A 7996-nucleotide genomic window follows, 5' to 3' on the forward strand; every position below is an offset into this window, starting at 1 on the left:
CAGCTAGATCCCCATGTCCATGCCGTCATGATCAGGGCCGGCCGAGAAATCCTGGCGTAGTTCGACGATCGTCTGATCTTCGACCTGAGGCGCATGGTTGTGGCCGCGACCGTCCCTCCGGTCGTCACGGTCGCGCGCCTGAACGATCTCTTGCTCGGCGGCCGCCCGGGCGGCCTGAGCCGTGTCGGCGGCATGTTCGCGGGGGGCCTGCCCGTCCCGATCGGCGTTGTTCTCGCGGACTGCCGTGCTGTTCGGATCCTTCTCCTCGACCTCTACCGAGAGGATCCGCGCCGCCATTTCCTTCGCCACGTTGACGGGCTCCACCACCTCTTCGGTTACCTGACCGGCACCGTCCCGCCCGCCCGCTTCACCACTCCCCTCGCCATCGAACACCTCATCTCCGCGCTTTGACCGCACAGGCTTCATGTCGGGGCGTGGCAGGAAGCCTTCAGCGACCTGGGGATAGTCCTTCCAGTCGAGCTTGATGCGGGCGGCAGGGAAGCCGTCGGGGAACTTCACGAAGCCGTGCATGGAGGGCAGGTTCGTGATGTCATCGGCGATGACGAGAGGCTCGACCTGTTTGCGCGGGGTCAGTGTCGAAGCGTCCCGCGTATTGTTGTAGCCGTAACTGTAGGCCTCATCCATCTGGCGGACTTCGCGGTTTCCGATGTAGCGCGCGCACTGCTCGGCGGTGTCGAGGTCGGCCGTCGCGAGGATAAGCTTGGAGCGGGCAAGCGAGGCAAGATTGCGGGCACCCTGTTCGCCGTAAACCTCCACCAGCTTCTCGAAGCTGTGAATGCCGAGGATCATTGCGCCGCCGAAGGCGCGGGCCGTCTGGAGACCGTTCTCGATGGCGGGCAGCCGGTGGAGCGCGCCGAGCTCGTCGAACATGAACCAGGTCCGCAGCGAGCGCGTACGCGGCATGGTCATGAGCCGGTTAATGGCGAGATCCATCCAGAGCGTCAGCAGCGCCCGGTTCATCGCCATGTCGACGTAATTGGAGGTGATGAAGAGGATCGAGCCCGGCTTCTTCTCGCCCGTGATCCACTCCCGGATCGAGAAGCGTGGACCATCGTCTGGCAGGAAGCGGAGGACCTGCGCGTTGGTGTTGAAAACGGCGCGGATCGACTCCGCCATGCGGGCGGCTTCCGGGGCCGTCAGAGGGTCGGCGATGGTGTTCTGAAGGTAGCGGTGAACGCGCTTCAGGTCGGCTGTCATCAGATGTTCCGACAGCGCGAGATTGGTGGTTTCACCACGCTCCTGAAGGCGCACGCACATCTCAATGAAGAGCGTGCGCGCAGCGAGCGCCCAGAACGGCTCGGAGGAACCGCCGTCCGACGGGATCAGGGCCGCAGCGGCTGCGGTGAACTCACTGTGGGAGCGGCAGTCGGAGAAGATCGACCATGCCGGGCAGCGCCGGTCCATCGGATTGAGGATCGTATCCCGTTCGGGGTCATAGAATGCCTCGACATAGGCGCCGGTGAGATCGAAGATGACGGCGCTGTCCTGGCGCGCGCGCATCTGCTTGACGAGGCTTCGCAGCTCGGTCGTCTTGCCCGACCCGGTGGTGCCGACCAGCATCGTGTGCGACTGTTCCATCCGATGCGGGAACGGGATGCCTGCAAGCGTGTAGGGGTGGTGGATCCCGGCCGCCTTGCGCGCGGCGAAGGGCAGCTGCAGCACCTGCCGCGGCGAGAGATCCGGCAGGCACTCTCGGGCCTCTTTCTCGAAGGCGGCTTGGTTGTGCTGCGCGACCTCGGCGCGGAGCAGATCGCGCTCAACCAGCATGGCGCCTCGTTCGTGCCGTTCCTGCAAGATCGACCGACCACGGCGCCGCGAAATGTCGACGAACCAGATGGTCAGCGGCACGATGAGAAACACGGAAACGAGAATGGCGCCGAGCAAGCCCCGCACAGCCACGCTCCAGGCTCTTTGGACTTCGGGCATGTACTGGACGACCGGCATGATCGTCCGGTGGATGTCGCCGTTCGGAAGGGTCACGTTGACCCGCTTGGCCGGGTCGAGGCCGACCCAATCCCAGAGCATGGCGTAGAGCTTCATGCAGACGAGCTGGAAGCCGTGCTCGTCGAGCTTCAGCGACATGATGATGAACCATGCCGCGAGGAAGGCGAAGAACCACAGGATGAAGGGAAGCTTCGCGCCCGAGAACCACATCAGCATCTCGTGCGTGAGGAGCTGACTTCCCCGCGTGAAATTGCCGGCGTTGCGGTGGACCTTGCCGCGTGCCGAATGGTGGGTCAGCGGTATGGCGCGACCATCGCTGCGGATGTCCTTACGCGCCATGGTATTGTTCCAGGCGCTTGTCCGCATTGGCGATGATCCGCTCGCGGAATTCAGGATATTGCTCGCTGATGATGACGTCGAGCGCGAGCTGCATGAACTCGCTGATCCGCGCCAGTCGGCGGTGGCTGGACGTGATGACGCTCGCCGTGCCGAGATAGGCATCGACCGCCGCCCGGATGATTTCGGAGGGTTTGCATTCCTGGTCCGTCGCGAGGGCCAAGATGCGATCATACTGCTGGCGGTCGAGCCGCACCGTGCAGTGCCGTGTCGTCGAAGACAAACCAGCCTCCTAGCAGAGAGGCTGGTGGGGACTTGAGAAAGCGTGCGTCGTTATAGCTGATGGAGCGGCGGGCGGCAAAGAGAATTGAGAAGCAGCGAAGGCGTGTTACCGCGTGGGACAGGTAACCACCTCAAATTAGGCCGGAATCCGAAGTAGCTACGCCTGTCCCACGTCGTGGCACACGCGCAGGTCAAAGTAAGGTCTTGGAAACGCATGGGAAACCTGCACCTTCAGGTGCGTAGGGTGTGCTAAGTCTACCAGGATTGATCCGTGGTCCTAGGTCGTGATGGTGATCTATTCATGGCGGGCGTTCCGGGATCCGGCGGGACACGGTCCGCCTTGCGGCGGAATGGCTGGCGCTCCGCAGCAATAACTTAGACGGAGGTATTGCGCCGCTTCCGATCCGCTGGACAACACGCTACGATCGCCTCGTTCGCAGCCCGATCAGCTCTGAACAGCGAGGCCATCATGGCACGTACATTGGAACAGGAACGGCAGGCGCTCGAAGAGGAAGAGCGACGGCTTGCGGAGAAGCGTGAGCTGCTCGCGAAACGCGAGCGTGAGGAGGCGATCAAGGCCGTCGACAAGTCGGGCTTGCTGAAGCTCGACGGCAAGCGGCTTGAGGCGCTTGCCGGACGCATCAAGGCGCTCGGTATCGAGGAAGTCGAAAAGCGGCTGGCGGCCTGAGACCTGCTCCGCCGCGACGATGTCGCGGCGCGGTCATGGGGGGCTCGATGCCCCCCATGACCGCACCTCTCCAAGCGAAAAAAAGGGAGAGGCCGCAGCCCCTCCCCGACGCTCAGTATTCGTCCGACATTTGTCCTGGGACCGTGTGAACGACCCGGTCGACGAGCGTCATCGGCAGCGCGTCATAGTCGCCCTCATCGATTGCGATGTAGCGCCCGTCCGTTTCCTCGATGACGTGCTGATCGAAGAAGCTGTGAAGCGCGCGGCGCTCGGCGAATGCGAGGGCGGCAAGGTAGTTGGCGGCATCGGCGTGTGCGGCGGTCGAGATGATCTGCATGTGAGCCTCCTGTCGTCTTGAATGACAGGGGAATGGCCGTCGTTGAGGGAGCCGCCGGGTCAGGGACGCCGGCATCGCCGGCGCCGCGCAGCGGCGGTGGGGGTCACGATTTTCTTCGGCGGCCACTATCGCCGCCGAAGGGAGCCCGACCTCGATCCGCCGAAGAAAATGGTGGGGCCCCGCCGTCCTTGACGCGGCGGCTCCCTCAACGACATCCTTGGAAGTCTGTGAGAGATTTTTATCCCCCGGTTGGGATCGCGGTGGCAGCCCGTGAGGGGCGGGTCTGGCTTTCCGCCGCTGTGCGGGGCGGCGTGCCGATCGGCTATCGCCCTGCGACCTGATCGGGGTCATAGTGGAACCCATTTACCTCGCTCAGGGGTCTGACCTCCTCGCGCATCCTTGTCGCGGGAAAGCGTTAACCGGACCACGTCAGAAGCTCGGCCGTTAGTTCTTCGAGGTCACGCTGGCCGGTCGCCTCGGCAGGCCATCGCCTGAGCCTTCGATCCACAAAATCATGGTTCGATGTCCGACCACATGTTAGTCCGTTCGGGCGCTGCGAAACGGGCGGCGCCGGGACTGGTAATCCCGTCGAGAACGGCAACTCGGGGTGAGCGATCACGCCGGGGTGCCTGCGCATATGTCCAGGTGCCTCGGCACTAAAAGCGTAGGCGCATGTCTCGACGTGTTACCAGCCCCGGCTCCCGCGCCCAGCGCGCGGGAGTTGTTGGCTGGGCGCACCGCTGACTGCCGCTGGGATCTCCTTGGCGCTCGGGACCGGGGCATGGATACCAACCCGTCAGAGCAGGTCGTCGCGCGCGCGCTGGCGCTTGCATTGCTACGCCAGACGCTGGTCTATCTCGGCACGGCGGAAGAGGCTGCGGCTGCCGGCCATGCGCAGCGGGCGATCGACGTTTTACTGCGCCGAGCGGGGTTAGAGGACAACCGAGGACCGCTGCGAAATTGAGGCTCGGCTGCCACCGGTTCTCGGACCCGACATGCAAAAAAATGGGCGCGCCGCCGGAGCGACGCGCCCTGCGCTGTCAGCCGAATTGGACGGAGGCTATGCCCATTCCAACCGCGGCGCATCGTCGAGACCGGCGGTGGTAAGAAGCCGATCGAGCCGATCCAGATAGGCACTGGCCCCCGCCACCGCGGCACGCCGGCGAACCGCCGGTTGCGCGAGCCGCGCTCGAACTGCGTCGACCGGGATTTCACCGGCACTATCGGGTCGGAAGCCGAGGCTTTCGAGCAGTGCGAATGCGTTGCTCGAGGCGAGGTCGAGTTCGTGACCGAGGTCGGACGTAAGAGCTACTTCCATAGCGATGGCGCCGGCCTGATTGGCAGGATGGAAGGTGATGCGGCGGCGGCGGAACTGGGCTTCCTCGACGACCGCGATAACCGCCTCGTCATAGTCGAAAAGCCTGGCGATAGTCGCTAGCGCCAGCGGGCAGACCCTGGCTTCTAAATGATCGAAGGTGAGGCCAGCTACCTCGGGGTCAAGAACGACGAGGATGATGCCTGAGCGTTCGCCCTCTTGGCGCAGAAGGGTGCAAAAGGCGGCGAGTTGGCAGGCACTGATGGCGGCGGTTGGGCCGTCGCGGTCGTCGGCGTCAGTGGCGATGCGGAACGTGACGGGCATCTCGTTTTCCCCTGTTGATCCGCAACTGCCTTTCCCCCTCCCCTTTGCCGCCGTGGGCGGGGCCGTTGAGCGAGTGCGAACGCGCTCCGTCTCGCGGCGCGATGGGGCTCGATGCCCCTGAGCGCCGCTTTTCGACGCAAGAAAGGAGGAGAGGCCCCGGCTGACGCCGGAGCCTCTCGGTTTGCACCTCACGCAGCGCGCTGGCTGCTCTGGTGGGCGAGGCGGACGATGTGCAGCGGAACCCCCGCCTGCCGCAGCTTCTGGGCGAGATTCTGCTGGATGCCGGAGCCTTCGCATATGACCGCTTCGACCGGCTTGAGGTTGAGGATGCGGTCGTTGCGGACGAACGCCGCCCGGTTGCCCTGGCTGCGATCGAGGCGGAACTGGATGACCTTCACGCCGCGCGAGGCGGCCCACGCGTGCGCCGCGGCATCGCACCCCTTGGCTTGCGCGGTCGTCGCGAGGATCATCTCCGGGATGCGCGCCTTGATGCTGTCGAGACCCTTCCAGAGCAGCTCTCCGTCCTCCCAGACCTGGCCGCCTGAGAAGGCCACCACGGGACCTTCGGGTGCGAACTGTTCGCGGCGTTCCCGTGCGCGTGAGGCAAGATAGTCGCGGGCGTCGATCATCGAGGCGTTGAGCGCGCTCGACACCCGGCTTCCCCGGACCGGCGAGAAGGGCTTGCCGGTCTCGACGCGGTACACTTCGGCGGCATGGTCGCGCATGCACTCCATCGCTTCCCGGCACCCCTGCAGCGTCTGGCAGAGGAGCTGCGTGTCCTCCAATTCGGTCGCGTAGATCTCGGAGGGGTCGTAGGAGCGGGCGAGATCACCGAGCTTCTTGGCCGCGTCATCCTCCCGCCCCTCGATCCGCTTCGCCACGACGTGGAAGCTGTTCGCGAAACCCCAGGCGAGATCGGTCGCGAAGGCCTCCATGCGGGTGTCGCGCAGCACATCGAACATCGTCTGCATCATCATCTCGACGGCGGCCCGCACCTGCTCCGGATCGGGCATGTCCAGCGCTTCCGGCGCCTCGACAATGCTGAGCTTCGCCATCTCGTTAGGCTCGATGAACGCACCCTCGTAGGTATGGGTCAGGTCCTCGTTCTCGCGGGCTGCGGCGATGTGGCTGGCAAGGTCGGCGAAGTTCGTGAAACTGGTCTGCATGATAGCCTCCTTCGAATCTCATCCATTCGATGAGGCTTCTCATTCGACGTGCGGCGGTCGTGTCGGTCAGGGACGTTAACCGGGAAGCCGGCGCCAGCCGGACCCCGGTTAACGCCGCGAAGCGGGGAGCGGGGGAGCCGATTTTCTCGGGCCCGGAGCAAAGCGGAGGGTTCGTGAAAATTGGGGGTACCGCTCATCCTTGACGGGCTCGGATCCCCGCACGTCACAACTAGGAATTCAGAGAGAGAGATTTTTGGTCCACCACGCCCGCCCCACGCCCCCCGCAAGGTGATCGTCACCCGGAGGGCGGAGACCCGGCGGAGACGGGGCTCCGGGAGCCGCAGGCGAGTAGAGCGCCGGTCCCGCCCGCAGGGTGGGATGCGTCGACCATGTCGCCGCGGTTGCCGGCGGTTGGCGAAATGTTGGTCGCACGGGCTCCACCGATCGGGCAGACTCGGGCTCATGAGAAACAATCCCTTCGGACTTCCCGAAACCGCGGCCGATCGCTTCATGCGCGAAGAGCGCGAGCGAGCGAGATTCTATCGGGATGCACTGGGCGGTGGCGCGGTTGCCGAGGCGATCCGGCAGGCCAGCGAACACACCAAATTGCGGCAGCAACTCGATTTCGCACAGCCCTACCGCAGGGTGCTGGACGTGTTGGAGCGTGATCGCAAAGAGCGCGAGACGTTCAAGCAGCTGACCAGCACGGCCTGGGCACTTTCGGTGACGGAGACGGCGCACAGCATCGCTGAGCGCAACGGCGGGTTCCTCGAGGAGCAGCGCCGGCTATCGAACACCACGCTCGAGACGGTGCGTGCGTTCGACCGAAACCGGGGAACGGTCGCCGCGGCCATCGCTGAGGCGCGTGCCGGCGACAGCATCCGGCGCATGGTCGAGGACGCGCTGCCGCGTTTCTCCGCATTCAGCGCCATTGCCGAGCGGATGCGGTTGGTCGATGCCATGACCCTCCGCGCGAGCGAGGGCGTGGTGCAGTCTGCGACGGCGCTCGCGGCCGAGATGGTGCTGGAGACGCAGCGGATCGCAGAAGCGATCGCGGCAGCGTCGAGCGACGAGGAAAGCTCGGCGCTGGTCGGCGAACTGTTCGAGAAGGTGCTCGCCTATCTGGCGAGCCTCGGTCCCAAGACGATCGCCGAGCTCAACACCATGGGGCTCATGCAATGGTCGGCCTGGCTGTTCGGGCTCCTGGGCTTCGTGCTGGCGATCGTGGCGCTGCAACCGAACCCCTCACCCCAGCAACAGGCGACGATCGCCGAGCTCAACCGGAAGTATGAGCATCTGCAGGCTGAGACGCAGCGGCTCGGCGATGCCGAGACCCGCGCCGACGAAGCCTATGTTTCCGATTTGCCGAGAGCGGAGCTGGCACGCGATGCGACGTTCCGGCGGACGCCCAATCGCGCCGGCGACGTGGTGCTGCGAGCGCCGAGAGGAACCGTGCTCGCGATCGAGAAGACGCAGGGCCGCTGGTGTCTGGTGGTGTTCCGAGACCCGCTGTCTAACCAGCTCGCACGTGCCTGGGTCTATGCGACGGCGGTGACACGGCTCGTGCCGCCACTTTCGGATGA

At 65.0% G+C, this 7996-nt stretch carries 8 protein-coding genes; 3 read left to right on the plus strand and 5 right to left on the minus strand.

Annotated elements, in window-relative coordinates:
* Positions 1-3: 3 nt before the first annotated feature.
* Complete coding sequence (locus J2X37_RS15795) at positions 4-2304, minus strand: type IV secretion system DNA-binding domain-containing protein (protein WP_310023126.1); 2301 nt, start codon at positions 2302-2304, stop codon at positions 4-6.
* Positions 2294-2557: a hypothetical protein gene (locus J2X37_RS15800; protein WP_310023127.1), complete on the minus strand. Its 264-nt coding sequence runs from the start codon at positions 2555-2557 to the stop codon at positions 2294-2296. Before J2X37_RS15800 ends, J2X37_RS15795 begins: the two co-directional genes overlap by 11 nt.
* 495 nt (positions 2558-3052) lie before the next feature.
* Here J2X37_RS15800 and J2X37_RS15805 point away from each other — a divergent pair, with 495 nt between their 5' ends.
* Complete coding sequence (locus tag J2X37_RS15805) at positions 3053-3271, plus strand: hypothetical protein (protein ID WP_310023129.1); 219 nt, start codon at positions 3053-3055, stop codon at positions 3269-3271.
* Between the two features lie 112 nt (positions 3272-3383).
* Here the strand turns inward: J2X37_RS15805 and J2X37_RS15810 are convergent, their stop codons facing one another.
* The gene (locus tag J2X37_RS15810; protein ID WP_310023131.1) at positions 3384-3608 is read right to left on the minus strand and encodes a hypothetical protein; all 225 of its coding nucleotides are present in this window, start codon (positions 3606-3608) and stop codon (positions 3384-3386) included.
* Positions 3609-4389: 781 nt separating this feature from the next.
* Here J2X37_RS15810 and J2X37_RS15815 point away from each other — a divergent pair.
* The gene (locus J2X37_RS15815; RefSeq protein ID WP_310023133.1) at positions 4390-4572 is read left to right on the plus strand and encodes a hypothetical protein; all 183 of its coding nucleotides are present in this window, start codon (positions 4390-4392) and stop codon (positions 4570-4572) included.
* A gap of 96 nt (positions 4573-4668) precedes the next feature.
* On the opposite strand, the gene J2X37_RS15820 is transcribed toward J2X37_RS15815, so the two are convergent.
* Positions 4669-5247 carry a hypothetical protein gene (locus J2X37_RS15820; RefSeq protein ID WP_310023135.1) on the minus strand — a complete coding sequence of 193 codons (579 nt, stop codon included), beginning with the start codon at positions 5245-5247 and terminating at the stop codon, positions 4669-4671.
* A gap of 188 nt (positions 5248-5435) precedes the next feature.
* Positions 5436-6413 carry a DUF2493 domain-containing protein gene (locus J2X37_RS15825; protein ID WP_310023137.1) on the minus strand — a complete coding sequence of 326 codons (978 nt, stop codon included), beginning with the start codon at positions 6411-6413 and terminating at the stop codon, positions 5436-5438.
* A 462-nt stretch (positions 6414-6875) separates the two neighbouring features.
* Here J2X37_RS15825 and J2X37_RS15830 point away from each other — a divergent pair.
* Positions 6876-7996: hypothetical protein (locus tag J2X37_RS15830; RefSeq protein ID WP_310023139.1), on the plus strand; the 1121-nt coding region annotated here is incomplete at its 3' end.

Origin of the sequence: Croceicoccus sp. BE223, assembly GCF_031457155.1 — a bacterium.
Taxonomy (GTDB): Bacteria; Pseudomonadota; Alphaproteobacteria; order Sphingomonadales; family Sphingomonadaceae; genus Croceicoccus.

Coding starts and splice junctions, on each gene's coding strand:
- J2X37_RS15805 (WP_310023129.1), top strand. CDS start 3,053: ATGGCACGTACATTGGAACAGGAACGGCAGGCGCTCGAAGAGGAAGAG.
- J2X37_RS15820 (WP_310023135.1), bottom strand. CDS start 5,247: ATGCCCGTCACGTTCCGCATCGCCACTGACGCCGACGACCGCGACGGC.
- J2X37_RS15825 (WP_310023137.1), bottom strand. CDS start 6,413: ATGCAGACCAGTTTCACGAACTTCGCCGACCTTGCCAGCCACATCGCC.
- J2X37_RS15815 (WP_310023133.1), top strand. CDS start 4,390: ATGGATACCAACCCGTCAGAGCAGGTCGTCGCGCGCGCGCTGGCGCTT.
- J2X37_RS15795 (WP_310023126.1), bottom strand. CDS start 2,304: ATGGCGCGTAAGGACATCCGCAGCGATGGTCGCGCCATACCGCTGACC.
- J2X37_RS15810 (WP_310023131.1), bottom strand. CDS start 3,608: ATGCAGATCATCTCGACCGCCGCACACGCCGATGCCGCCAACTACCTT.